Raw genomic sequence first — 24,667 nt, forward strand, 5'->3', positions numbered from 1 at the left:
ACTAATTTATACGTTAATTTTAAAATTGTGCTTATTTTCTAATGGATTGATGTGTAAGGAATTAAAAGCCATCGTGATAGGTGTAGAGAATATAGAGTATCTACCTTATTACGATGGCAGTGACAGTAAGAAGCCTAACTTCACTGGATTTAGTGAAAAATTGCTTAAACAATTCAGCCGAGAATTTGGTTATAGCGTTAAGTTTTATCCCGCCCCTTTAAATCGTCTTTATAGGGATCTGGTTGCCGAAAACTATATTGATTTTAAATATCCTGACAATCCGCAGTGGCAAAAATCCTTTAAAGATACATTTTCGAAACCTAACCCGATTATTTACTCAGAATCAATTTTGAATACAGTGACAGGCATTGCGAGTTTGCAACAAAATACCACGCTTTCTGATTGTAGCAGGATAGGTAAAGTTCGAGGCTTTACATCACAAAGTTATAAATCACATTTTATGAAAAAGCAGATCGACGTTGTGGAGACGGCTGATACGACTGAATTAATTTCTTTATTACTTTTAAAGCGAATAAATTGTATTTACATATCTAAAGATGTTTTGAACTATAAAATGCGAGAAGAGTTTGAAAATAGAGTGCCCGTGTACTTTCACGATAAACTTGCGGTAGATGTGCAAAGTTTCCATCTATCAACAGTTAAATACCCTGATGTTATTGAGCAATTTAACTTATATCTATCTACCCACAGTGACCAAGTTAGAGCTTTAAAGCAGCAGTTTGATATTGGCCTTTAATCAACTCGAAAAAAAGCCCGGTCAGAACACACAAGAACCGGGCTTTCGACAACAATTTGGTTGGGGGAACCTTTACAACTACAGTGCTAAGTTTTGTTTTGCACGGCTTAAATTGTGGTTTACAAGTTCATTTTTAGAAATTTGCACTGCTTCATAAAAGTCAGAAAGCGCGGCTGTATCGTTTTCGGACATGATGCGTGCAACACCTCGGTTACTAAGTGCAAACGATGTTAACTCGCGGCGTTTATAACCTGGTACTTTACTTGTACTTAGAAGAGAAATTGCTTGTGTACACAGGCTTTCTGCTTCTGAAAAATTCTTTTCTTTAACGCTTAATGCACAGCGGTTGAAGGCAGTTTCGTATTGGCTGGTTGCATTATCGTTGGTTTGAGGTTGCTCAATTACCATCAGTTTATAATCAGCTTGTGCGGCTACTGCCATCGCTGAGCAAGTTAATAAAGAGCTAAGTGCAATAGTGGTTACAAGTGTTTTTAACATGATAGTTTTCCTTTGAATAAGTTGGTGTTTCTTGCCAACGAGTGAACTTTAAAATATTCCTATAAGCTAAACAAACGATTAAATTAAACCTGATAGATGAAGAAATTTAATCTATAGAGTAATTGCTCAGAACTCAGGGTTTTATGGGGGGTGAGAGTATGTAATGTCGACTCTAGTATTTTTTAACAACTGAAACTTTGACTGAGTGCTTATAAATTTTTGTGCCTACGCTTATTTATAGAAACGTTATTTGCATCTGTAGATTGTGATTCTTATATGGAGATAGGTTTTGATAAACGAGGTAACTTTTTAGCAGTGGCCATTGGTTAGTAACTTTGTTAAAAATAGCTTTTTAAAAATTATGGACAAAGCATTCCAAAGTGACTTTTAAATTTCAACGTTACCTGTATATTTACAAGTTGAAAATGCTTCTGAACCTGAGTAGATATGCTTGTATATGAGAACCGCGGTGTTTAGCAAAACAATTAAAATTTTTGTCAAAGAATCATAAACAAGCCAATATTGAGAATCACAAGGAAAGAATTATGAAAACAGGGCTTTTATCAATTGGATTTTTATTTATATCGAATGTTGCGTTTGCTGATTGTAAAGCTGCCCTTGAAGAAAGATTAAAAGACGATTTAAACCTCACATACCAGCAATTTGATCAGACTGATGATGCTGGGTTTAGATTGTTAGAAAAATCAGGCTGTCATACTGAAGCCGCTATTCTGATTAAACGTTTTATTACACATAATAATTCAAAAGAAAGCTCATTAACTTGGCATTTAGCGCAAATGGAAGGGCTCGCGGGTAATTATCAACACGCGATCTTTCATGCAAATAAAGTATTGGATCCGAATGAAGATTCAAGTAATTCAAAAATGTATTGGAATGACTTTGTCTTAGGGAACATCGCTTTTTGGAATAAAGACAAAGTAAAGCTAAAACAATACATAGCAAATATTGAAAAGGGGCAAAATTTTAAACCTAATCAGATAAACCTGAACTACCTGAATCAGTTGCTCAAAAACTTTGATTTAAGTTACAAACAGGCATTATCGGAGGATTAAGGTAAGCTTCGTCAGCTTAACTTTTAAATCGCTATTGTATTTTTGCCGTAAGTAAAAAGATGGGTACATAAACGACAAAACCCAGCCAAAGCTGGGTTTTGAGACAACACAATTTTGAGAGAACTTATAATGCTAAGTTCTTTTTCGCTCGAGTTAAGTTGTGTTCTACTAACTCGTTACCTGAAATTTGTACTGCTTCGTAGAAGTCAGAGAGTGCCGCTGTGTCGTTTTCAGACATGATGCGAGCAACACCGCGGTTGCTTAAAGCAAATGACGTTAATTCACGGCGTTTATAAGCAGGTACTTTGCTTGTATTTAGTAAACTGATTGCCTTTGAACAAAGCGTTTCAGCTTCGGTAAAATTCTTTGCTTGAACACTTAACGCACATTGGTTAAATGCTAATTCGTATTGACGGTTAACCTCAGCACTTGCCTGTGTCGATTGGTCAATTACCATTAATTTATAGTCACTTTGATCAGCCATTGCCATAGCTGAACAAGTTAATAAAGAGCTAACTACAACGCGTTTCATAAGTGTACTAAACATAATCTTTTCCTCTGTTATATCGGTATCAAGTGCCGACAGTTGAACTTTAGTTGAGTAGAAAAAATTCAACAAACGATAAAAAAACACTCAATAGATGAAGAAAATTAACTTATAGACTTTAGTCTAATATAATAATTTAAGACTAAGCGCTGTGTGTATTAGTTTATAAGGGTTGTAAGTTAATTGTCGTAAATTAAAAGTATAGAGTTTTTAAATAGCTGAACGATAATCCGATGATTTAAAAAGTCTAACTGTCCTCACTTTAAGTTAAGGGCTTACTGATGGATTGAAAATGGACTTACTTACGCTTGTACTGATAATTACTATAGGTTTAATCGGCTTTTATATATTACTAAGAGCCCTAACCTTGATGGTGCGGTGGGCTAAAAAGGCGCCAAAGGGAGCATATTTATTTATGGCATTGTTCCCACTTATTTCGCTATTTCCAATCCCACCTCCGATATATGAAAATGTCACCAAAGCAAAGCATCAGCAGCGTAAAAAACAAAAGCGAGACGATGATAAAGACTCAAGTTAAGTGTGTGATAAAACGAGTTAAAGCTGAGTTGATTGTTATTTAAGATATTATAAATTTAGATAACCCTCAGATTTCTCTGAGGGCAATAATGACTACTTAAGGTGCTTAAAAGTATCAAGCATCCATTTTATGAATAGTTCTAGTTGTGCATTGGTTTCACTTGGTTCGTGTTGCACTAAGTAATATTTATCCTTGGTTTTTAATGGCATATTAGTGAAATTAAATAACCATTGCTCATCAAACCAAGTCTGACTGATAGGTAAGGGGATTAGGGCAATACCCATACCCTGTTGCGCGGCACGTGCCACACCAAACATACTATCAACTTGAATAATTTGCTTTGGTGCAAAGTCATCAATACCAGCATGCTCAGCCCATTGGTGCCAAGCCCATGGACGCGCTTTATGAAGTATTAGAGGAACTTCATTTAATGCCTGAAATGGGTTTTCTTGCCATGCTTGCCAGTTTTCTTTATTGCAAGCTGGCGTATACGAAAGCGAAAACAGCTCATGTACAACCCCTTCGTGCGGTTTAGACGAAGACAATACAATCGATAAATCGCTTTGCTTAGTCAGCTCTTTACGCGTTTTTAAGGTATTAAGCTGTAAATTTGTATTTGGATGATCGCTAGTCCATTCGCTCAGTTTTGGCATTAACAGCTCACTGGCGAAAAACTCAGGTAGCGTAATACTTATAGTCACGTTCTCTTGTAACTGACTAAACTCGTTAATGGTTTTTTCTAGCGCTTTAATAAGCGGCGATACAGAGTCATAAAAATTTTTCCCCGCAGCTGTTAAGCGGATAGAGCGGGTTTGACGTTCAAACAGTTCAATACCCAATTGTTCTTCTAATTGTTTGATCTGATGGCTTACGGCAGAAGGCGTAAGGTAGAGTTGGTTTGCCGCATCTTTAAAGCTAAGGGTGCGTGCAGCAAAACAAAATGAGCGTAAGCCACGAATAGGTGTTTGCATAGTTAATTTCAGTAAGTCTCAATAGCGCGTGTTAGTTAACTAACTGCTAAGCAATTATTATCCCAAAATGTAAAAAGTAAGAGAGTAAAGGTTGAATATAGCTAATATTTGCACAAATGCATAAAATAGACTCTTTAATTGATTGTTTAATCTACTTTTATTGCATTTAAAAGATTTTAGCAGTTTTCTGAAACAGGTAACACCCTATACTTTAAAGACTTTCACTTCACAAAGTTAGGGCATTTTATACTATTTATGTGACAAATTGGTGCAGCTCACAGTAAATCAATAGATAAAAAAAATCCCTCTTGCGAGGGATTTTGGGTAACTCAGCGCCATTGGCACTGGGAATGAGGTCGGTACATGGGATGTGAGTGGATTAAAAAACCATCTCTGGAACATCACCTTCAACAAGCAATTTGCCTGCCGTTTTGCTAATGATTTCGTCTACCGACACGCCCGGAGCGCGTTCGATTAGATGAAATGCGCCGTCTTTAACTTCTAGTACGGCTAAATCAGTTACGATTTTCTTTACACAGTTAACCCCAGTTAGCGGTAAAGTGCAACTTTCTAATAACTTAGAGTCACCATGCTTGCTTGCATGAGTCATCGTAACAATAATATTCTTCGCGCCAGCAACGAGGTCCATCGCGCCACCCATGCCTTTAATTAGCTTCTTTGGGATCATCCACGATGCGATGTTACCGTTCTGGTCAACTTCAAATGCACCTAATACTGTTAAGTCTACATGACCACCCCGTATCATGGCAAAACTATCTGCACTATTAAATATTGCTGCACCTGTGGCTGCTGTCACGGTTTCTTTACCCGCATTGATCATATCTGCATCAACTTGGTCTTTAGTTGGGTACGCACCCATACCCAGTAAGCCATTTTCAGACTGCAGCATGACTTCGATGCCATCTGGGACATAGTTAGCAACTAGGGTAGGGATACCAATACCTAGGTTTACGTAATAGCCATCTTGTAGCTCTTGTGCAACACGCATTGCAACTTGTTCACGTGATAATGCCATTTTATTGCTCCTTAATCGCGAGTTGTTACACGTTCGATGCGTTTTTCAAAGTCGCCTTTGATCACGCGATTAACATAAATACCTGGGGTATGAATTTGGCTAGGCTCAAGTTCACCTGGTTCTACAATCTCTTCGACTTCAGCAACAGTAATTTTACCTGCTGTCGCGGCCATCGGGTTGAAGTTCATTGCTGTATGGCGAAATACAAGATTACCGTAGCGGTCGGCTTTCCATGCTTTAACAATGGCAAACTCACCAGTAATTGATTCTTCTAAGATATACGGACGGCCATCAAATTCTTTGACTTCTTTGCCCTCAGCAACCGGAGTGCCGTAACCTGTAGCAGTATAAAACGCAGGAATACCAGCGCCACCGGCACGCATCTTCTCAGCGAGTGTACCTTGTGGTGTTAAAACAACATCAATTTCGCCATCAAGTAGTTGTTTTTCGAAAAGCGCATTTTCACCCACATAAGAAGCGATGATTTTTTTAATTTGCTTATCGTGAAGTAAAACCCCTAAACCAAAATCATCTACACCGCAGTTGTTTGAAACAACGGTTAGATTTTTAGTTTGTTTACGCTTAATTTCACTGATAAGCCCCTCAGGAATACCACACAAGCCAAAGCCACCAGCGATAATAGTATCGCCATCTTTTAAACCTTCCATTGCAGCTTCATAACTTGAAACTACTTTATCGAAACCGGCCATGAGCCTACTCCTTAATTATTCTGAGTGTTCTTTAGAGCAAGTGATACCTTGCTGACAGGTTGTTTATTTAATGCACTGCAAATAGCCCAACCAGCTTTCGCCAGTCTTTCTAAATCAATTCCATGCTCTATGCCAAGCCCTTGTAGTAAGTAAACTACATCTTCAGTGGCAACATTTCCTGACGCACCTTTTGCGTAAGGGCAGCCACCAAGGCCTGCAACTGCACTGTCAACCGTTGCTATACCGCGGTTTAGGGCGGTGTAAATATTTGTGAGCGCTTGTCCGTAGGTGTCGTGAAAATGTACAGCGAGTTTTGATTTATCAATATGTTGCAAGAGTAAATCTAATAACTCATCGACTTTTTTCGCCGTACCCACACCAATGGTGTCACCTAGGCTAATTTCGTAACAACCAAGCTCGAGTAATCGCTCTGATACGTTTAATACATCATTGTAGTCGACATCACCTTGATATGGGCAACCCATAACGCAGCTAACGTAACCTCTAACACGAATGTTATTCGCTTTGGCAAAATCCATGACATCTTTAAAGCGATCAATACTTTCATCAATAGAGCAGTTGATGTTCTTTTGACAGAACGCTTCACTTGCTGCTGTAAAGATAGCAAATTCTTGTATGCCGACTAGTTTTGCTGCCTCTGCACCCCGTAAATTCGGGGTGAGGGCACTTAAATTAACGTCTTGTAAATTTAACGCACTAATTACATCGCTAGAGTCAGCCATTTGTGGCACCCATTTAGGTGACACAAATGCGCCTGCTTCAATATCTTTAAGACCAGCTTCAGCTAGGGCGTTGATAAGATCGACTTTATCTTGCGTGCTAACGGCGGCTTCATTTTGCAAACCGTCTCTGGCGCCAACTTCTACAATGCGAACAAAATCAGGAAACTGTGCCATTACGCCTCCGGCTCTTCAACAATCGCGAGCATATCACCGTGACTCACCAGTTCGCCTTCAGCAAAGCAATAGCTCGTTAATACACCATCATGCGGGGCATTAAGGGTGTATTCCATTTTCATAGCTTCAATGATAACGACCGCGTCCCCCTTAGTAACCGTACTACCAACCTCAACTAAATGTTTAACAACAGTACCATTGAGTGGTGCAGCTAGAGGTAGTGCTTCACCTTCGTGTTCACTAATGTAATGTTTATCAACAAGCTCAAGTATCGTTTGCTGTGCTTTATACATCACTGTGATGTGAGTGTCTGTTTGATTAACATGGGCGACGATCTTTTCGCCATTGATCACTAAGTTAGCAAGGCCATTATCAAGGTTACCTGAGGTTGTATAGTCAACCCCATCTTGGCTGATTTTAAAGCCATCTGAAGTCTTAATGGCATGAATAGTTAAATCAACAAACGGGATGGTTGTTTTAGCGTCACTGTTAAGCATAAAGCCTGTTAATTGTTGCCATGGGCTGCTGCTTTCACCTTTTAGTTGATGAGCATACGCATAAGCTGCAACAACGGTCGCAATAACAGACTGTTGCTCGCTTTTAGCAACAAGGTGCTCACCTTGGTCTTCAATAAAGTGCGTATCGGGTGCACCTGCTTGAAAAGTAGGGTGGTTAGCAAGATTATGTAAGAAATTAACGTTACAGCTAAAACCCGCTAAGTGAAAGTGCTCAAGTGCTTTTGATAAACGCCCAAGCGCTGCCTCACGGTTATCGTCATGAACAATTAACTTAGCGATCATAGGGTCGTAGAACGGGCTAATTTCATCACCTGCTGCAATGCCTGTATCGATACGAACAAACTCAGATTCATCCGGTGTGAATAGGGCATCAATATGACCCGAACACGGAATAAAATCATTACTTGGGTCTTCAGCATAAATACGCGCTTCAAAGCTGTGACCTTGTAGCTGAATATCTGCTTGGTTAAGAGGTAATGCTTCACCTGCCGCTATGTTGATTTGCCAATTCACCAAATCAACACCGGTTACCATTTCTGTTACTGGGTGTTCTACCTGTAAACGGGTGTTCATTTCCATGAAGAAGAATTCATCACCACATAGTAAAAATTCAACCGTACCTGCACCGCGATAGTTAATCGCTTGGGCACAACGTACCGCAGCTTCACCCATTTTTTTACGAAGTGCATCAGATAAACCAGGTGCTGGGGCTTCTTCAATTACTTTTTGGTGACGACGCTGTAAAGAGCAGTCACGGTCGCCTAAGTACACACAGTTACCATGGCTATCAGCAAAAACTTGTACTTCAACATGGCGAGGTTTAGTGACATAACGTTCTAAAAGCACTAAATCGTTGCCAAAGCCTGCTTTTGCTTCACGTTTTGCGCCTTCAAGAGCACTGATAAAGTCTTTTGCGTGTTCTACAACTCGCATGCCTTTACCACCGCCACCAAAGGCCGCTTTAATAAGAACGGGATAACCAATTTTTTCAGCTTCAGCTTGTAAAAAATCAGTATCTTGATTGTCACCATAATAACCAGGCACTAAAGGTACATTTGCTTGGTGCATAATTTCTTTAGCGCGGGTTTTTGAACCCATGGCTTCGATGCTTGATGCTGGTGGGCCAATAAAGGCGATATCATTTTTCTCACACGCGAGAGCAAAGTCAGAGTTCTCAGATAAAAAGCCATAACCCGGGTGAATACAATCAACACCTGCTTGTTTTGCAACATCGATGATTTTATCTGCCACTAAGTACGAATCTTTACTCGGTGCAGGGCCAATGTGATACGCTTCATCAGCTAGCTTTACATGCTGAGCATGTTTATCCGCATCTGAGTACACAGCGACTGTCGTTAAGCCCATTTGTTTAGCTGTACGCATAACACGGCAGGCAATTTCACCACGGTTGGCAACGAGAATTTTTTTCAATGATTTTGTTGTCATAATGGTTCCTATTTCTGCCAGTTAGGGGCACGTTTTTCAAAAAAAGCAGTGAGGCCTTCTTGGCCTTCTTCAGATACACGAATGCGTGCAATGCGCTCTGCGGTTAACTCAATAAGTGCATCATCAATTACATTACCAGCCACATCATTTATAAGCTGCTTTGCTGCTTTGACAGCTACAGGGCCATTGTTAACAAGGTTTTGTAAATGTTTGTCGAGCGCTGTTTGCAAATCGCCGGTGATCTGGTGAATTAAACCCAGTTGCTTGGCTGTATGCGCGTCAAAAATCTCTGCCGTTAAAAAGTAACGACGTGCAGCGCGTTCACCAATAGCTTTAATAACATAAGGGCTGATAACCGCAGGAATAAGACCCAGCTTTACTTCACTTAAGCAAAATTGTGCATCGTCTTGGCAAATCGCGATATCACAACACGCAATCAAGCCTAATGCACCGCCAAATGCAGCACCTTGTACGGCACAAATTGTTGGGTGTGGGCTTGTAGCAAGGACTTTCATAAGCTTTGCTAGCTGCATTGAATCCGCTAAGTTTTCTGCAAAGTCATTGCCAGCCATCGACTTCATCCAATTTAAATCAGCGCCAGCAGAAAAGTGTTTACCTTCGGTTTTTAAAACCAGTGCGCGCACATCACAGCTATTTGCGTGTTCAATTAAACGGATCAGCTCACTGATGACTTCTTCGTTAAATGCATTGTGTTTTTCAGGGCGACTTAGTACCAGCACAGCCACATTTGATTTTGTTATTTCGAGTGTTACTGACATAAGGCCTCCATTACATTCTAAATACGCCGAACTGCGAATCGCGCTCTGGTGCATTTTTAGCTGCGCTTAAGGCCAGCCCTAATACATTGCGAGTATCAGCAGGATCGATAATACCATCATCCCAAAGGCGGGCACTGGCGTAATATGGATGACCTTGTTTTTCGTATTGCTCGATAATTGGCTTTTTAAACTGACTGACTTGCTCATCAGTCATGCTTTCGCCTTTACGGGCTAAACCGTCTTGTTTAACTTGTGCAAGAACGCCTGCTGCTTGTTCTCCACCCATCACAGAGATACGGGCATTTGGCCACATCCACATCATGGTTGGTTCAAACGCGCGGCCACACATACCGTAGTTACCAGCTCCATACGAGCCACCGATTAACACTGTGAATTTTGGTACATCAGCACATGACACAGCGGTTACCATTTTCGCACCATGTTTGGCGATGCCTTCTGCTTCGTATTTCTTACCAACCATAAAGCCAGTAATGTTTTGTAAAAACACCAAAGGGATTTTACGTTGTGCACATAACTGTATAAAGTGCGCGCCTTTTTGCGCTGACTCACTAAATAAAATGCCGTTGTTGGCAACAATACCCACAGGGTGACCAAAGATTTTTGCAAAGCCTGTTACTAAGGTTTCACCAAAGTAGCGTTTAAATTCATCAAATGATGAATCATCAACAACACGGGCAATCACTTCGCGTACATCAAATGGTTTTTTTAGGTCGGTACCAACAATGCCGTATATTTCGTTAATGTCGTAACGCGGCGGTTTAACATCATCAAGTAAGGGTGCAGTAGGGCGCTGATAATTAATTCGTTCGATACATTGGCGTGCAATTGAAAGTGCATGAGCATCGTTTTCAGCGTAGTGGTCGGCAACTCCTGATGTTTTACAGTGAACATCGGCACCACCGAGCTCTTCAGCGCTCACTTCTTCACCCGTAGCCGCCTTAACCAGCGGTGGGCCTGCTAAGAAAATTGTGCCTTGTTCTTTTACTATAATACTTTCATCAGCCATAGCAGGTACATATGCACCACCTGCGGTACATAAACCCATTACGACCGCAATTTGTGGAATGCCTTTACCAGACATACGTGCTTGGTTGTAGAAAATACGGCCAAAGTGTAATTTATCTGGAAACACATCATCTTGTTCGGGCAGGTTTGCACCGCCTGAATCAACTAAATAAATACACGGCAAATGACAACGCTCTGCGATATCTTGGGCACGTAGGTGTTTTTTTACTGTAAGCGGAAAGTAAGTCCCGCCTTTTACGGTGGCATCATTGGCGATGATCATACATTCAACGCCTTTAACACGACCAATACCAGCCACCACTCCAGCACAAGGAATGGCTTGTTCATAGACGCCAAAGGCAGCAAATTGAGAAATCTCTAAAAATGGTGAGCCTTCGTCAAGTAGCGTTTCAATACGGTCTCGAACAAACAATTTACCACGGCCTTGATGACGCTCAATCAGGGCTGGGCCACCACCTAAACGGATATCAGCTACCTTTTCACGTAAGTCACTTACGAGTGCTGCCATGTTGTCGTGATTTTGCAAAAATTGCGGATCGTGTGGGTTTACACTCGATTTTAAAATCGTCATAACAAGGTCCTATCGGCTTTCAGTGAATAATTCGCGGCCAATTAGCATGCGGCGGATTTCAGACGTACCAGCGCCAATTTCATACAGTTTTGCATCACGTAATAAACGACCTGTCGCGTATTCGTTAATATAACCATTACCCCCTAAGATTTGGATAGCATCAAGGGCCATCTTAGTAGCAAGCTCTGCTGCATATAAAATCGCACCAGCGGCATCTTTACGCGTTGTTTCTCCGCGGTCACAGGCACGCGCTACCGTGTAAACGTATGAACGAGCTGCATTCATTTGCGTGTACATGTCAGCGATTTTGCCTTGAATAAGCTGGAATTGACCAATTGGGCTATCAAATTGCTTACGCTCATGAATATAAGGAACAACAATGTCCATACATGCTTGCATAATGCCAAGCGGGCCAGCTGCTAGTACAACACGCTCATAATCAAGACCACTCATAAGTACTTTTACGCCTTCGTTTAAGTTACCTAGAATGTTTTCTGCGGGCACTTCGCAGTTCTCGAACACTAATTCACAGGTGTTAGAGCCACGCATACCTAGTTTGTCGAGCTTTTGCGCAGTAGAGAATCCTGGCGTGTTACGTTCAACGATGAAAGCGGTGATCCCTTTAGGACCAGCATTTAAATCTGTTTTTGCATAAATAACAAAGGTATCGGCATCTGGACCATTAGTGATCCACATCTTGTTACCGTTAAGCACAAACACATCGCCTTTTTTCTCAGCTTTTAATTTCATCGATACAACATCAGAACCCGCATTTGGCTCACTCATCGCAAGGGCACCAATGTGCTCACCACTGATTAGCTTAGGCAGGTATTTTTCTTTTTGTGCCTGAGACCCATTACGGTTAATTTGGTTAACACATAAGTTTGAATGAGCACCATAACTTAAACCAATCGATGCACTTGCACGGCTAATTTCTTCCATTGCGATTACATGCTCAAGGTAACCAAGGCCTGCACCGCCAAATTCTTCCGGCACTGTCATACCCAATAAACCCATTTCGCCAAGCTGTGGCCAAAGTTGATTAGGGAAGGCGTTGTCTACATCAGTTTGTTCTGCAAGTGGGGCAATTTCTTGGCTAGCAAAGCTATTAACATGATCGCGGATCATGTCTGCTGTTTCGCCAAGTCCGAAGTTCATTTCTTTGTATAGTGAAATAGTGCTCATAATGTGTATTCCTGTGAGAGTCTGTTGACGAGGTTGTTGTCAGGTTATTCGTCTAAATTATTAAGGGTTTCACGACAGCGGCGTTCTGCTGTAACCAATTCCATCAGTACAACTTTAATGTCGTCCATCTGTTGGCTTAGGTCTGCTTTTTTCTCTGCGATAAGGTCAAGCATAGTCACTAGCTGTTTAGCGCTTGATTTATCTGCATCGTAAAGTTCAAACAAACGGCCCGTTTCAGCTAAGGTAAAACCTAAGCGTTTACCGCGTAGAATAAGCTTTAGTCTTACTTTGTCGCGTTTTGAATAAATACGGGTTTGACCATTGCGATCAGGTGAGATCAGCCCTTGGTCTTCATAAAAGCGGATAGAGCGAGTTGTAATATCAAATTCTTTTGCTAGTTCGCTGATACTAAACGTTTGCTCATTGCTAGCAGGTTCAACTGCTGCGCTTTCGAAGTTTGTTTGATTGTCTTGTTTCATGATTTATTTACCTCATTCGAATAACACCAATATAAGTGAAGTTTACGTAAAGGTAAAGGGTGATTTGGGTGTTATACTTTAGACTTATAAAGATAACTGGTTGGATATGTTGAAAAGCTTTATTTATCTAGCCTTGTAAGCAGATGTTCGATTTTTAATACAACAAAATACAGATAAGTTTACAGTTTTAACGACCGCAAAAAAGTTGATTTTAGATTTACGTTGGCGTAAACGTAAATATTATGTATGCTGAATTAAATCGAAATTAAACTATAACAAATTAACTGTTTGGTTACACATGATTTGAACACATGATGATAACCACTTACATGGAGCCAATTATGACTACTGAAGCCGTTGTTATTGTTGCCGCAAAACGTACCCCAATGGGGGGGTTTATGGGCGCACTAAGTGGTGTACACGCAACTGATCTAGGTGCTACAGCTATTAAAAGTAGCTTAGATCAAGCCGGTTTATCTGCCGATAAGATTGACGAAGTGATCATGGGCTGTGTATTACCAGCTGGTCTTGGTCAAGCACCTGCGCGCCAAGCAATGTTAAAAGCGGGCCTTAATCAAGGTACTGGCGCAACAACAATCAACAAAGTATGTGGCTCTGGCTTAAAAGCTGCAATGTTTGCCCATGACTTAATTAAATCAGGCTCTATCAATACCGCAGTTGCTGGTGGCATGGAAAGCATGAGTAATGCGCCTTATATGTTACCGAATGCACGTTCAGGAATGCGTATGGGTCATGGCGAAGTAAAAGATCACATGATGTGTGATGGCCTTGAAGATGCTTACGACAACAAAGCAATGGGTTGTTTTGCTCAAGACACTGCCGATCAGTATTCAATTGGTCGTGAACAAATGGATAATTTTGCACTTAGCTCACTGACTAAAGCAAACAGCGCGATTGAAACAGGCGCATTTGCAAACGAGATTGCCGCGCACACTATTTCTACACGCAAAGGTGATGTGACCGTTGCGATTGATGAGCAACCAGGCAATGCTCGCCCTGATAAAATCCCAGGTTTACGTCCTGCATTTAAAAAAGACGGTACGATTACAGCTGCAAACTCGTCATCAATTTCTGATGGTGCAGCAGCGCTTGTGTTAATGCGTGAATCAGATGCTAAAGCACAAGGTTTAACGCCACTTTGCCGTATCGTAGCTCACAGCACACATTCACAAGCGCCAAGCGAGTTTACTTTAGCACCGGTTGGCGCGATGCAATCGCTTTTAGAAAAAGCCGGTTGGTCTGTTAATGATGTTGATTTATGGGAAATCAACGAAGCGTTTGCAATGGTGACTATGCTTGCAATTAACGAGTTAAAACTTGATGAAAGCAAAGTAAATGTTAACGGCGGTGCCTGTGCACTTGGTCACCCAATTGGTGCCAGCGGCGCGCGTATCTTAGTAACGTTAATTCATGCATTAAAGAATCGTGGTCTTAGCAAAGGTGTTGCCTCACTGTGTATCGGTGGTGGTGAAGCTGTTGCTATGGCAGTCGAAGTAATTTAATTACGTTTTTGAACTAAATCTCTCACAGCCGCAACGTATTTTAAAAACTATCATGTTGCGGCCTCTTTATACCCACTGGGGAGGAGTGCCTCATGCACCAAGTACCTTTATTTATCAACGGCGAATTTACCCAATCAAGTTCAACGCAGTTGATTGATGTTATCAACCCTGCAAACCAAGAAGTGTTAGCGCAAGTGGCGTGTGCAACGGATGCAGAAATGGATGCAGCTATTGCCTCTGCAAAAGAAACGTTTAAAACATGGAAAGAAGTGCCAATTTCTGAGCGTGCGCGTATTATGATGAAATACGCAGCACTGTTAAAAGAAAACCATGACGAGCTTGCGACGATTATTTGTCATGAGCTGGGTAAAACATTTGAAGATGCCAAAGGCGATGTTTGGCGTGGTATTGAAGTGGTTGAGCAAGCAGCCAATGCACCATCACTGATGATGGGCGAAACAATGGAAAACGTAGCGCGTAAAATCGATACTTACTCTTACATGCAGCCACTGGGTGTATGTGCAGGTATTACGCCATTTAACTTCCCTGCAATGATCCCATTATGGATGTTCCCACTGGCTATTGTGTGTGGTAACACCTTTATTCTTAAGCCCTCAGAGCAAGATCCACTAACACCGATGCGTTTAGCTGAACTATTTGTTGAAGCGGGCGCGCCAAAAGGGGTGTTACAAGTTGTTCACGGTACAAAACCACAAGTTGACCGTTTATTAGAAGATCCAGCAGTACGCGCTATTTCATTTGTTGGCTCGTGTGGTGTAGGTGAATACATCTATTCAAAAGGCACAGCAAACCTTAAACGCGTGCAAGCGTGTGTAGGTGCAAAAAACCACATGGTTATTATGCCTGATGCAAGTAAATCGCATGTTGTAAACAACCTAGTAGGTGCGTCTGTAGGTGCTGCGGGTCAGCGCTGTATGGGTATTTCGGTTGCTGTATTTGTTGGTCAAGCAAAAGACTGGGTTGATGAAATTAAAGCAGGCTTTGAAAACGTACGCCCAGGTGTATGGGATGATGCAAACGCGGCTTATGGTCCACAAACATCTAAAGCAGCTAAAGATCGTATTTTATCACTTATCGCAAGTGGTAAAGAACAAGGTGCAACGTGCTTAATTGATGGCTCTGACTTTACTGTTGAAGGTTACGAGCAAGGTAACTGGGTGGGTCCAACGCTATTTACTGATGTAACAACCGAGATGGGTTTATACAAAGAAGAGATCTTTGGTCCTGTATTGGCTTGTATGTTTGTAGATACTCTAGAAGAGGCTATTGCGCTTATCAATAACTCGCCTTACGGTAACGGTACTTCGTTATTCACATCAAGCGGCGCTGCTGCACGTAAATTCCAACATGAAATCGAAGTAGGTCAAGTTGGTATCAACGTGCCAATTCCTGTGCCACTCCCGTTTTTCTCTTTCACAGGTTGGAAAGGCTCATTCTACGGTGATCAACACACCTATGGTAAGCAAGGTATTCGTTTTTACACAGAAACGAAAACGATTACTTCACGTTGGTTCGAGGATGATATCGCCTCAGGCCCGAACATGAGTATCAACCTTAAATAAGCCGTAATTAATTTACTGCTGAGCGAGCACACGCTCGCTCAAAGAACACACATTTAAACGACAATAAGAGTTATACCAACTCACTTAATTAAGTGAGATTTTTGAGGCAAATAAATCTAGTTGATAACAAGGCAAAAATTTCGTTATTTAGTTGTTCTAAATGAGAAATTTTTAACGCAGGTAGCGACAGATTTAATCCCTCAAAATACTTAAGTATTATTGTGGGTTGGTATTCACACAAGAATAAGACAACAAAATAGAGGTCTACTATGGACTTTAATTTAACCGAAGATCAGCAAGCATTTGCACAAACAGCCCGTCAGTTTGCAGAGTCTGAACTTGCTCCACATGCAGCTAAGTGGGACCAAGAACACATTTTCCCTAAAGATACGATAAAAGCAGCCGGTGAGCTTGGCTTTTGTGGTTTATATACCCCTGAGGAAGCGGGCGGTTTAGGTTTATCTCGCCTAGATTCAAGCATTATTTTTGAACAGCTTGCGATGGGCTGTACAGCAACGACAGCTATGTTGACCATTCATAATATGGCGACCTGGATGATTGCAAGTTTTGGTACTGATGATGTTAAAGCCCAGTACTGTGAGCAATTAGTAATGGGTGAGTTACTTGCTTCTTACTGTTTAACAGAGCCTGGCTCTGGCTCTGATGCGGCATCGCTAAAAACCAAAGCAGTAAAAGAGGGCGATGAGTATGTGATTTCAGGCTCTAAGATGTTTATTTCGGGTGCTGGTGAAACTGACTTACTCGTTGTTATGGCGCGCACTGGTGGCGAAGGCGCAGCCGGTATTTCGGCATTCGTAGTACCTGCTGACGCAGCGGGTATTGAATACGGTAAAGCTGAAGAAAAAATGGGCTGGAATGCCCAGCCAACACGTTTAATTAGCTTTGAAGGTGTAAGAATTCCTGCGGCTAACTTACTAGGTCAAGAAGGCGAAGGCTTTAAGTTTGCAATGCAAGGCTTAGACGGGGGGCGTATTAATATTGCTACCTGTTCGTTAGGTACAGCGCAAGCAGCACTTAACACCGCACGCGAATACTTAAAAGAACGTGAGCAATTTGGTAAGCCATTAGCTGCTTTCCAAGCATTGCAATTTAAGATTGCCGATATGAACACAGAGCTTGTTGCGGCTCGTCAAATGGTGCGCTTAGCCGCATTTAAACTTGATACCGGTGACAGTGAAAAAACTACGTACTGTGCAATGGCAAAACGTTTTGCAACAGATGTTGGTTTTAAAGTATGTGATGATGCACTGCAAATTCACGGTGGTTACGGTTACATCAAAGAATACCCATTAGAGCGTCATTTCAGAGACGTACGTGTGCATCAAATTCTTGAAGGCACAAACGAAATCATGCGTGTGATTATCGCACGTCGTATCTTAGCCGAGTCAGCTGGCGACATTCTATAAGGAGCATACTATGTCTAATCCATCGATTGATTTAAATATTGAAGGTAACGTAGCGGTTTTAACCATGAACAACCCGCCAGCGAATACCTGGACACAAGATACATTAACCGCACTTAAAGAGACTGTGACTGAGCTAAATGCCAACAAAAATGTGTATGCATTAGTGATCACAGGTCAAGGTGAAAAGTTCTTTAGCGCTGGTGCCGATTTAAACGTGTTTGCCAGTGGTGACAAAGGCGTAGCTGCCACTATGTCAAAAGTGTTTGGTGATGCATTTGAAGCACTAACCAATTTCCGTGGCGTATCAATTGCAGCAATTAATGGTTATGCCATGGGCGGCGGCCTTGAAGTTGCACTTGCTTGTGACATTCGTATTGCCGAAGAGCAAGCACAAATGGCATTACCAGAAGCAAAAGTTGGCTTACTGCCTTGTGCTGGTGGTACGCAAAATCTTGCATGGCTTGTAGGTGAAGGCTGGGCAAAACGCATGATCTTATGTGGCGAGCGCCTTAAAGCAGACAAAGCACGCGAGATAGGCCTTGTTGAAGAAGTGGTTGGCGTTGGTGAAAGTTTAGCGGCGGCAATGAAACTTGCTAACCAAGTTGGCGAGCAAAGCCCAGTTGCTGTGACTGCATGTAAAGAACTTATTCAAAAAGGTCGTACACAACCGATGCTTCATGCATTGCCATTAGAGCGTGAGTTATTTGTACAATTATTCGATACGCAAGACCAAAAAGAAGGTGTGAATGCGTTCTTAGAAAAGCGTAAAGCTAATTGGGTAAATGGCTAATGACTAACGTAACACTACTAAATCATCAAGATGCGCCTGTGGTGTTTGAAACTGCAGAGGCCGCAAGTGGCCTCATTGCAATTGCGACACTCAATGCGCCAAAATCGTTAAACGCCTTAAATTACGACATGATCCAACTGCTTGAGCCGCAGCTTAGAAAATGGGCTGAAGATGACACTGTTGCCATGGTTATTTTAAAAGGGGCTGGCGAAAAAGCCTTTTGCGCCGGTGGCGATGTAGTAAGCCTTCACAAGGCAATGAGCACGGGTGAGCCAGCTAATTACATCGAAGACTTTTTCTCACTTGAGTATAAATTAGACTATCTAATTCATTGCTATGAAAAGCCAATATTACTTTGGGGTAATGGCATTGTTATGGGGGGCGGCTTAGGTTTAATGGCAGGGGCAAGTCACCGCGTGGTAACAGAAACCTCTCGTATTGCAATGCCTGAGCTTACCATTGGTTTATACCCTGATGTTGGTGGCAGTTATTTCTTACATAAAATGCCTGAGCAAGTGGGTCTCTTTTTAGGATTAACTGCAGCGTCTATCAATGCTGAAGACGCATTGTTTGTTAATCTTGCTGATCACTATGCAACTGCCGATAAATATGATGCTATGTTAACGGCTATCACAGCTGAAAAGTGGGGCAAAACGGCTTCATTAAATCACGAAAAGCTGACTAAAATTTTAATCTCAATCGATAATATTTCAGGCCGTGTACCTAAAGGAAACGTAAAAGATAACCTTGAGGTTATTCAAAAGTTGGCTGAATTTGACTCATTGCAGGGCAAAATCGACTACATCCAAGGTTTAGATACCGAAGACAAATGGCTTACTCGTGCGCAAAAGTCATTAGCGCATGGTTGTCCGCTTAGTTGTGCGCTGGTTGAACGTCAATTAGCAAACTCAAAAGAGATGACGTTAGCACAGTGCTTCAAAATGGAGCTAGGCATGTCGGTACGCTGTGGCGAAGTAGGCGAGTTCCAAGAAGGGGTTCGTGCGCTACTAATCGACAAAGACGGTGCACCTAACTGGCAGTTTAAATCGCTTAGCGATATTGACGCAGCAGTTGTAGATAGTTTCTTTACACCACGCTGGGATGAGCAATCTCACCCACTTAACTCATTAACGTCATCTTAAGTCGAAGGGGTAAACAAATGGCTAAATTAACAATAGGATTTATTGGTTTAGGCAACATGGGTGGCCCGATGGCGGCAAACCTTGTTAATGCAGGTCACACAGTTCGTGTGTTTGACTTAAATAAAACAGCAGTCAGTGAACTTGCCGATAAAGGTGCGGTTGCTGCAAATGATGCAGCTGAGTGTGCTATTGGCGCTGATATTTTTATCAGTATGCTACCAGCAAGTAAGCATGTTAAGTCGCTTTACTTAGGTGAAACGGGTCTTATCAACTTACTTGATAGCAAAACCCTAGTCATTGACTGCTCAACCATTGATGCAGAATCAGCGCGTCAAGTGGGTAGCGAACTTGCTCAAAAAGGCATTGATTTTGTTGATGCGCCGGTATCAGGTGGTGTTGCAGGTGCAACAGCGGGTACTTTAACCTTTATCGTTGGTGGTGAGCAAAGCCATTTTGAAAAAGCTAAGCTTGCTTTAGTTGATATGGGTAAAAACATCTTCCATGCTGGTGATATTGGCGCTGGCCAAGTGGCAAAAATCTGTAACAACATGCTTCTGAGCATTTTAATGGCAGGTACTAGTGAAGCCCTGCAAATGGGGATTAACAATGGGCTTGATCCAAAAGTGTTAAGCGACATTATGACTGCCAGCTCTGGTCGTAACTGGACACTTGAGCTTTACAACCCATGCCCTGGTGTAATGGAAACGGCGCCAGCAAGTAATGATTATAAACCTGGCTTCATGGTTGATTTAATGGCTAAAGATTTAGGCCTTGCTATGGAAGCGGCTCAACAAAGTAATTCATCTACCCCAATGGGGTCAATGGCGAAGAATCTATACACTATGCTTCAGCATCAAGGTGCAGGTAGTGATGATTTTAGCGCTATTTTTAAATTATTCTCGAAGTAGGAGTTTGTTGTGGAAGTTAAAAACAACAACATTGTAATTACTGGTGGTGCGCAAGGTTTAGGCTTTGCGATGGCTGAAAAATTTGCATCGCTTGGCGCGAACATCGCCCTTATCGATATGCAACAAGACGTACTTGATACTGCAGTATCAGCGCTTGCTAAGCATGGCACAAAAGTGATGGCGTATGCTGCTAATGTGACCGATGAAGACGCTGTGGTAGCAACGTTTAACACGATTAACAAAGACTTTGGTCATATTGGTGTGTTAATTAATAACGCAGGTATCTTACGCGATGGTATGTTTATCAAAGCAAAAGAAGGCAAAGTGGTTGATAAAATGTCGTTGGCTCAGTTTCAATCTGTAATTGATGTTAACCTAACCGGTGTATTCTTAGCCGGTCGTGAAGCTGCAAGCCACATGATTGAGTCTGGCAAAGGCGGCGTTATCGTTAATATGTCGAGTGTTGCCCGTGCTGGTAACATTGGCCAAACTAACTATGCAGCGTCTAAAGCCGGTGTTGTTGCGATGACAACGGGTTGGGCGAAAGAATTAGGTCGCTTTGGTATCCGTGTTGGTGCAATCGCACCAGGTGTTATCCGCACTGCGATGACAGATGCAATGAAACCAGAAGCAAAACAACGCATGATGGCGGTAACGCCAGTGGGTCGTTTTGGTGAAGCACAAGAAATTGCCCAAACAGCACAGTACATTGTAGAAAACGACTTCTTTACCGGTCGTGTTGTAGAAATTGACGGTGGTATAAGACTTTAATTTCAACTACCCATTGAGTCCCAAAACGGTAAGCTTTGCTTGCCGTTTTTTTGCTTTAAGTCGCAACAAACCTTAATTTAACTCAGCCCTTGTAATTAACTTTCCTACATTCAATAATTAAAGTCGTTTTCTACCTTGAGAGATGCAGTGAATTCCAAACAAATCCGCAATTTTTATATCAATGAAGAACAGTCTGTTTATTTGCTGTCTCACCATGATGCTAAAAAGCACCGCCAATGGCTTAACATTTGTATTAAACAGCTAACCTTGCTTGGTTACAGCGATGTTGAATTGATTGGTTCTGGTGCATTTGGCTTTGTATTTGCGGGTATTGATGACGAAGGTATGCCTTGGGTCTTTAAGTTTTCACGCATAACCCTTGCGCAGAGTGTACGTGACCGTTTAGAAGACGAAGCCTACATGCTCTCGCAAGTGCATAATCCGCTCGTGCCAAAATTTTATGCTTTTGAGCGCATTAAAAAGCAAGGCATTTTAATGATGGAGCGCGCCCTAGGTGAAGACTTAGAAAAAATCTCCATCAAACAGGGGCGTTTTAGCGCAGCGAAAATCATGGCGCTGGCGCTTAAGCTTCGCAATGTTCTTATTGACTTACGCGAACACAAAAACGGCATCAGCCCGCAACCGATTGTACATGGTGATATTAAACCTTCTAACATTGTTTATGATGAACAAACTAATAAATTGTCGTTGGTAGACTGGGGCAGCTCTGTTTATGCGCAAATAGACGCTGAAGGGAATCCGGTTGCCAGCAATTTTATGGATCTTATGTCTGCTGATATAAGCACCACGAATGCACGCATGGGTGATGTGTATTTTATTGGTGATGAGCAAATGTCAGGTGGACAGTCCTCGCCACGATTTGATGAGCAAGGTGTCGCCTCAACTCTTTATGCACTGGCCTCTGCCCAATCTTGCCGATTTGGTGCTGCGGTTATTCCGGCTACAAGCCTAAATTTACCTATGGAGCTTGCACGAGTTATTGACGGTATGCTTTCAAAAAATAAGGCCACTCGCGATAGTGCGGGTGATTATTTTATGCGTAACATGCCTACAATGGCCAAAGCTTACTTACCTGAGCTGCCCCGTAAACTAATTCGACCTTATATTCCTTATTGGTTTAGTGAGTTTGATGAGCACCCAGATACGGTTGTTTATAGCTCGCGTAAGCAATTTTTACGACAAGCCGACCATAATCAACAACTACTTGATGTAAACGATGCCCAGCTCGATAGGTACTACAAAGAATTTTTATTTGATACCGGCGACACCGAAAAAGCATTTTTAGCCTCGATTAGCCGGCTAGCAAAGTACCCAGTAGTAGGGGGTCTGAGTTTTCACTGGAAAGAAAACTCACTGTTTGTTGAATCATCGCTGATTCTGCATGATGAAACACTCGGCACTGCCTTTACAGATGCGATTAACAACACCGTCATGCTTGCCCAAGGGATTGAACAAAAAGGTCTATTTAAATGTTGCTTATTTGATGCCCGTAAGACCATTCAGCTAGAACGGGATGGCACTGGCGCATTTAAATTTGAACATTTACCTGAACTTGATTATGAAGTGATGGATGTACAAGCCTCAGATGTAACCAGACCACACTCTTACTTTGAAGATGGTAAAGATCCTGATGAGCAATTGCAGCTCCCAAAAAAGGTTATAAAGTGCGTATTTGAGCTAAACCAAATACACCATACGGGGTGTATCATTTTTGAGGCGTTGCCAGATAGGATGAAGATACACCACTACTATCGACTATTAGATGCCAGTAAAGAGCCTGAATTTAAACGTTTGCTAAGTAAGTTGATGCAATATGCGGTAAGTATAACTGATGTAGGTGTAGCTGGCTTTATGAAACTACCTTACAAAAATACCCGTGAATTTGATTTATGTGCTAAACAAGCCGATGAGTTTTATCCACGAGATCCAAAAAGAATTTTGATGGAATGAGTTCTTTAATTAAGACTCATTGTAAACGGTTAGAAAATATAACTTTCCAAAATAAAAATATAGAACAAGCATTTATTTTTAGAGATAGATTGTTTTTTAGTAAGTAAAATATTGTCACTTTTTGTACACGCGCGATAATCGTGGTTTAATGCAAGCAGCTAATTTCAAAAAAATTTTGAAATTAGCTAAATCAAAAAGCTAAGCATTACTCGCTTCAACCTGCCATTTTAGGTGAAATCCAGCTTAAGGAAGAGTTGTGGAAATAATCGAAGAAAATAAACTAGAAGAACTATTAAGGCTTGCGGCAGATGAACCTGCTCATCGGCCACAATTTTGTGAAACCTTACTTAATTCAAACGTGTTTTTACTGGGTGCTACAGAACAAGTAGAAGCTTATGGGCATAACAATCTTGAAGCTGGTAGTCACATTCAAATACAACACTGGCAAAGAGCCGATGGCTTATCTGTAATCCCGTTTTTTTCGTCTTTAGAAGTGCTTCAGAAATCCATTGATACTGAACAGTCGTATTTGATGCTGCCAGCCCGCTCTTTATTTGAAATGACACAAGGAGCTACATTATTCCTCAATCCTAAGTCAAAGTATGGTAAAGAGTTTTTACCACAGGAAGTGGCTCAGCTATTAACCACAGGTATTAGTCAATCTCCTGTACAAAGAGTTGTTGAGGAAGAAACAAAAGTCCTACTGGGAGAGCCCGCTAATTATCCTCATAAAATGATTGACTCTTTAATTCAGTTATTCGCAAAGCATAGAAATGTGAATAGCGCCTACCTTGCTTTAATGCACGATAAATCCGTTGATGAAAAGCCGCATTTAATTATTGGCATTGAAACAGATGGTGACGCTAAAAAAGTGATAACAGAAGCAGGCTCTGTCGCCATAGATACATTACCTAAAGGTGAATCAATAGATTTTTATCAAATCAAAGAAAATGACTCTGGTTTGAGTGAGTTTTTGCTTACTCAAATTAAGCCCTTTTATGAGAAAAGATGGGGAACGAAACTTTGTTCTACGCTTGGCTCAGGCAAGGCATAAAACTCTTTGGTATTTAATTACTTAGTTATTGCACAATGTGATGTTTAGTTAATCGTGAGGGATTATGAAAAAGTTTATTTTACTGGTTTTAGCTGTGCTTACTCTGACTTCTTGTAGCAAGCCTTTGCCAGCGGATAAGTTATCTTACGTAGGTGAGTGGGAAAGCAAAGAAATGTATTTGCTTATCCTCCAAGATGGAACAGTGGTATATGAGAGGGTTCAGGATGGAGGGGCAACATCCATAAACGCGCCGTTAAAAGAGTTTAGAGGAGATGACTTTGTAGTAGGAGTCGCTTTTTTAACCACTAATTTCGATGTAACAGAAGTACCACACTTGGTTGATGACCAATGGGTAATGGTTGTTGATGGCGTGAGGCTAACAAAAAACCAAGGTTATTAGAAATTGCTGTAAATATTAATAGGAAT

Annotated in this window: 24 protein-coding genes; 13 read left to right on the top strand and 11 right to left on the bottom strand. The window is 41.5% G+C overall.

The window, feature by feature from the left end:
- Positions 1 to 73: 73 nt before the first annotated feature.
- Complete coding sequence (locus PAARA_RS10815; RefSeq protein ID WP_157066194.1) at positions 74 to 757, top strand: type 2 periplasmic-binding domain-containing protein; 684 nt, start codon at positions 74 to 76, stop codon at positions 755 to 757.
- Between the two features lie 78 nt (positions 758 to 835).
- Here the strand turns inward: PAARA_RS10815 and PAARA_RS10820 are convergent, their stop codons facing one another.
- Entirely contained in the window at positions 836 to 1,255 is a 420-nt protein-coding gene (locus tag PAARA_RS10820; RefSeq protein WP_062569048.1) for a tetratricopeptide repeat protein, read from the bottom strand.
- A gap of 545 nt (positions 1,256 to 1,800) precedes the next feature.
- On the opposite strand from PAARA_RS10820, the gene PAARA_RS10825 reads away from it, so the two are divergent.
- Positions 1,801 to 2,328 (top strand): hypothetical protein, encoded by a 528-nt coding sequence (locus PAARA_RS10825; protein ID WP_062569049.1) that lies wholly within the window; start codon positions 1,801 to 1,803, stop codon positions 2,326 to 2,328.
- Between the two features lie 124 nt (positions 2,329 to 2,452).
- Here the strand turns inward: PAARA_RS10825 and PAARA_RS10830 are convergent, their stop codons facing one another.
- Positions 2,453 to 2,875 (bottom strand): hypothetical protein, encoded by a 423-nt coding sequence (locus tag PAARA_RS10830; protein ID WP_062569050.1) that lies wholly within the window; start codon positions 2,873 to 2,875, stop codon positions 2,453 to 2,455.
- A 292-nt stretch (positions 2,876 to 3,167) separates the two neighbouring features.
- On the opposite strand from PAARA_RS10830, the gene PAARA_RS10835 reads away from it, so the two are divergent.
- Positions 3,168 to 3,413: a hypothetical protein gene (locus PAARA_RS10835; RefSeq protein WP_062569051.1), complete on the top strand. Its 246-nt coding sequence runs from the start codon at positions 3,168 to 3,170 to the stop codon at positions 3,411 to 3,413.
- Positions 3,414 to 3,505: 92 nt separating this feature from the next.
- Here the strand turns inward: PAARA_RS10835 and PAARA_RS10840 are convergent, their stop codons facing one another.
- The 9 genes from PAARA_RS10840 to PAARA_RS10880 form a co-directional block, all read right to left on the bottom strand.
- Positions 3,506 to 4,384, bottom strand: coding sequence for a LysR family transcriptional regulator (locus tag PAARA_RS10840; RefSeq protein ID WP_062569052.1), 879 nt, complete (start codon positions 4,382 to 4,384; stop codon positions 3,506 to 3,508).
- Between the two features lie 379 nt (positions 4,385 to 4,763).
- Entirely contained in the window at positions 4,764 to 5,420 is a 657-nt protein-coding gene (locus PAARA_RS10845; protein WP_054553796.1) for a 3-oxoacid CoA-transferase subunit B, read from the bottom strand.
- Between the two features lie 11 nt (positions 5,421 to 5,431).
- The gene (locus tag PAARA_RS10850; RefSeq protein ID WP_054553797.1) at positions 5,432 to 6,130 is read right to left on the bottom strand and encodes a CoA transferase subunit A; all 699 of its coding nucleotides are present in this window, start codon (positions 6,128 to 6,130) and stop codon (positions 5,432 to 5,434) included.
- An 11-nt stretch (positions 6,131 to 6,141) separates the two neighbouring features.
- Complete coding sequence (locus PAARA_RS10855) at positions 6,142 to 7,047, bottom strand: hydroxymethylglutaryl-CoA lyase (RefSeq protein ID WP_062569053.1); 906 nt, start codon at positions 7,045 to 7,047, stop codon at positions 6,142 to 6,144.
- Entirely contained in the window at positions 7,047 to 9,011 is a 1,965-nt protein-coding gene (locus PAARA_RS10860; RefSeq protein ID WP_062569054.1) for an acetyl/propionyl/methylcrotonyl-CoA carboxylase subunit alpha, read from the bottom strand. The genes PAARA_RS10855 and PAARA_RS10860 overlap by 1 nt, the downstream gene beginning before the upstream one ends.
- Before the next feature lie 8 nt (positions 9,012 to 9,019).
- Positions 9,020 to 9,790 (bottom strand): enoyl-CoA hydratase/isomerase family protein, encoded by a 771-nt coding sequence (locus PAARA_RS10865; RefSeq protein WP_062569055.1) that lies wholly within the window; start codon positions 9,788 to 9,790, stop codon positions 9,020 to 9,022.
- A gap of 10 nt (positions 9,791 to 9,800) precedes the next feature.
- On the bottom strand, positions 9,801 to 11,408 hold the full coding sequence (locus tag PAARA_RS10870) for a carboxyl transferase domain-containing protein (RefSeq protein WP_062569056.1): 1,608 nt from the start codon (positions 11,406 to 11,408) through the stop codon (positions 9,801 to 9,803).
- 9 nt (positions 11,409 to 11,417) lie between these two features.
- The gene (locus tag PAARA_RS10875) at positions 11,418 to 12,593 is read right to left on the bottom strand and encodes an isovaleryl-CoA dehydrogenase (protein ID WP_054561519.1); all 1,176 of its coding nucleotides are present in this window, start codon (positions 12,591 to 12,593) and stop codon (positions 11,418 to 11,420) included.
- 44 nt (positions 12,594 to 12,637) lie between these two features.
- The gene (locus tag PAARA_RS10880) at positions 12,638 to 13,072 is read right to left on the bottom strand and encodes a MerR family transcriptional regulator (protein WP_054553803.1); all 435 of its coding nucleotides are present in this window, start codon (positions 13,070 to 13,072) and stop codon (positions 12,638 to 12,640) included.
- 341 nt (positions 13,073 to 13,413) lie between these two features.
- Between PAARA_RS10880 and PAARA_RS10885 the strand changes: the two genes are divergently transcribed.
- The 10 genes from PAARA_RS10885 (at position 13,414) to PAARA_RS10930 (ending at position 24,641) form a co-directional block, all read left to right on the top strand.
- On the top strand, positions 13,414 to 14,595 hold the full coding sequence (locus tag PAARA_RS10885) for a thiolase family protein (RefSeq protein WP_062569057.1): 1,182 nt from the start codon (positions 13,414 to 13,416) through the stop codon (positions 14,593 to 14,595).
- Positions 14,596 to 14,687: 92 nt separating this feature from the next.
- Positions 14,688 to 16,178 (top strand): CoA-acylating methylmalonate-semialdehyde dehydrogenase, encoded by a 1,491-nt coding sequence (locus PAARA_RS10890; RefSeq protein ID WP_062569058.1) that lies wholly within the window; start codon positions 14,688 to 14,690, stop codon positions 16,176 to 16,178.
- A 269-nt stretch (positions 16,179 to 16,447) separates the two neighbouring features.
- Positions 16,448 to 17,605 (top strand): acyl-CoA dehydrogenase family protein, encoded by a 1,158-nt coding sequence (locus PAARA_RS10895; RefSeq protein ID WP_062569059.1) that lies wholly within the window; start codon positions 16,448 to 16,450, stop codon positions 17,603 to 17,605.
- A gap of 10 nt (positions 17,606 to 17,615) precedes the next feature.
- Entirely contained in the window at positions 17,616 to 18,395 is a 780-nt protein-coding gene (locus PAARA_RS10900; RefSeq protein ID WP_062569060.1) for an enoyl-CoA hydratase, read from the top strand.
- Entirely contained in the window at positions 18,395 to 19,537 is a 1,143-nt protein-coding gene (locus PAARA_RS10905) for an enoyl-CoA hydratase/isomerase family protein (protein WP_062569061.1), read from the top strand. Before PAARA_RS10900 ends, PAARA_RS10905 begins: the two co-directional genes overlap by 1 nt.
- Positions 19,538 to 19,554: 17 nt before the next feature.
- On the top strand, positions 19,555 to 20,445 hold the full coding sequence (gene mmsB / locus PAARA_RS10910) for a 3-hydroxyisobutyrate dehydrogenase (protein WP_062569062.1): 891 nt from the start codon (positions 19,555 to 19,557) through the stop codon (positions 20,443 to 20,445).
- A 9-nt stretch (positions 20,446 to 20,454) separates the two neighbouring features.
- Positions 20,455 to 21,216 carry an SDR family oxidoreductase gene (locus PAARA_RS10915; RefSeq protein WP_062569063.1) on the top strand — a complete coding sequence of 254 codons (762 nt, stop codon included), beginning with the start codon at positions 20,455 to 20,457 and terminating at the stop codon, positions 21,214 to 21,216.
- A gap of 147 nt (positions 21,217 to 21,363) precedes the next feature.
- Positions 21,364 to 23,187 (top strand): protein kinase domain-containing protein, encoded by a 1,824-nt coding sequence (locus tag PAARA_RS10920; RefSeq protein WP_062569064.1) that lies wholly within the window; start codon positions 21,364 to 21,366, stop codon positions 23,185 to 23,187.
- Between the two features lie 256 nt (positions 23,188 to 23,443).
- Positions 23,444 to 24,241, top strand: coding sequence for an enhanced serine sensitivity protein SseB (sseB, locus tag PAARA_RS10925; RefSeq protein ID WP_062569065.1), 798 nt, complete (start codon positions 23,444 to 23,446; stop codon positions 24,239 to 24,241).
- A gap of 64 nt (positions 24,242 to 24,305) precedes the next feature.
- Entirely contained in the window at positions 24,306 to 24,641 is a 336-nt protein-coding gene (locus tag PAARA_RS10930) for a lipoprotein (RefSeq protein WP_062569066.1), read from the top strand.
- The last annotated feature ends 26 nt before the right edge of the window (positions 24,642 to 24,667 follow it).

Origin of the sequence: Pseudoalteromonas arabiensis (assembly GCF_001550155.1) — a bacterium.
Classification (GTDB): domain Bacteria; phylum Pseudomonadota; class Gammaproteobacteria; order Enterobacterales; family Alteromonadaceae; genus Pseudoalteromonas; species Pseudoalteromonas arabiensis.